The sequence below is a fragment of the Microcoleus sp. D2_18a_D3 genome (genome assembly GCF_036702455.1).
Classification (GTDB): Bacteria; Cyanobacteriota; Cyanobacteriia; order Cyanobacteriales; family Microcoleaceae; genus Microcoleus.
This window is the reverse complement of the sequence record NZ_JAUBTK010000208.1, coordinates 1-1523: the sequence shown is the minus strand read 5'-3', so window position 1 is coordinate 1523 and position 1523 is coordinate 1. Positions and strand designations below refer to the sequence as shown.

Below are 1523 nucleotides of genomic sequence, written 5' to 3'. Positions count from 1 at the left end.
GTAAGGATTCAGGTCTGAGAGTGGGGAATTAAAGAAGGCATAAATAAGTCACAAGAATGGGCAGATATAGCATCACGGAAAAAAGCCATTGCGCTTTTACCTTGAAATCTACAAGTCTGAATCACAGATAACAAATCAGCAGTTTGTTCAAACCGAGACATTGACCGGGAACCCCCAGATACCTTACGCTTCGTCACGACTAATCGCAGAGAACGTTCCGCTAAATTATTATCAGGAGGAATGGACGGGTGGTCTAAAAAGTACCACCATTGTTGCGCTTTATCACGTAAAGAGCGCAGTAACAGTCCAGCAGCATGACCAACATGACCTTGCCAAGTATTTAATAAGTCTGCTAGTCTAGTCTTAAAGTCCCTTGCCCAAGTGTGATAATCGAGTGCTTCAGGGTTCTCACGCCATTTTCGATGTTGTCGAAATGCCTCATCAATTAATTCCAAGAACGCAGAGGCGACGACTGTATTGTTACCGTAACTAAGAAGCAGAACTTTCTTAAAATGTCGCCGTAGATGGGCTAGACATTTTTGCTGCGCTCCCACAATCACACCGTTGTATACGCTAAAATCATCAGAGCTCAACACTCCAGCAAATTCATGCCCCAGCATTGTTTCTAATTCGGCTCGACTACGAGTGTCTGCTGCATGAAACAAGCAAAAATTTTTACCTGTGGCTGTCCACAACCATTCTTTGACTCCCTTGACACACCACGGCGTTTCATCCACATGGACGTTTGCTTGTAATGGCGCCCATTTCCATAAGGCTTCAACGGCAGGCTTTACAGCATCGGCTACCCGCGCATTTGTCGCTTGTAATGTCCCTATCCCTATTTCGATTCCACCTAGTTCGCGCAGGAACTCTTGTTGCTTTTCGTAGGATATGTGTCCATAATTACCTAACCATACCAATAATGCTTGTAGGTCGATACTCAAGTCTTGTCCTGGAACTATCCCGGACGCTGGCGCTCCCATTACCATTGCCCCACATTCCAGACATTGACACTTGACTCGTTGATATTCCACTACTTCAATTGGTTTGGCGACTAAACACGCTACTTGCTGCTTGCTATAACCAATAATGTCACTTAATTCTCTGCTACCACAATGTTCACAAGAGTCAGGAGTGCTGATTTGATATCTATCCACTCGCCCAAACCCTTTGCGCGTTTTGCCGATATGTCCCGGCTGTCCTCCTGGTTTACGCTTTGGCTCGGACTCTGACTCTTTTGAGTTATCAAAAGCGGCTGTCTCTGATTTGTGTATCAGATCGCTCGATGGGGGTTTCGATGATGTTTGGCTATTGCTGGGCTGTTTGTCTTTGAGTTTTTCGAGTTCTTGTTGTAATTTTTCAATCAGCTTCTGTTGGGTCAGCACAATTTTGACCAGTTCCTCACGGCTCAACTGGTCAACTATTTCCATTTTTAGTGCTAACAACTCTGATTTTTCGCTCATCTGACTACATTACCATATTTCTCGGCTCTTACTCTCACTATTTTTCACCTGAATCCTTAC

Annotated in this window: 1 protein-coding gene; it reads right to left on the bottom strand. The window is 44.5% G+C overall.

What is annotated here, in order from left to right; genetic code table 11:
- Positions 1 to 8 precede the first annotated feature (8 nt).
- On the bottom strand, positions 9 to 1463 hold the full coding sequence (gene tnpC / locus QUB06_RS34520) for an IS66 family transposase (RefSeq protein ID WP_333439333.1): 1455 nt from the start codon (positions 1461 to 1463) through the stop codon (positions 9 to 11).
- Positions 1464 to 1523 lie beyond the last annotated feature (60 nt).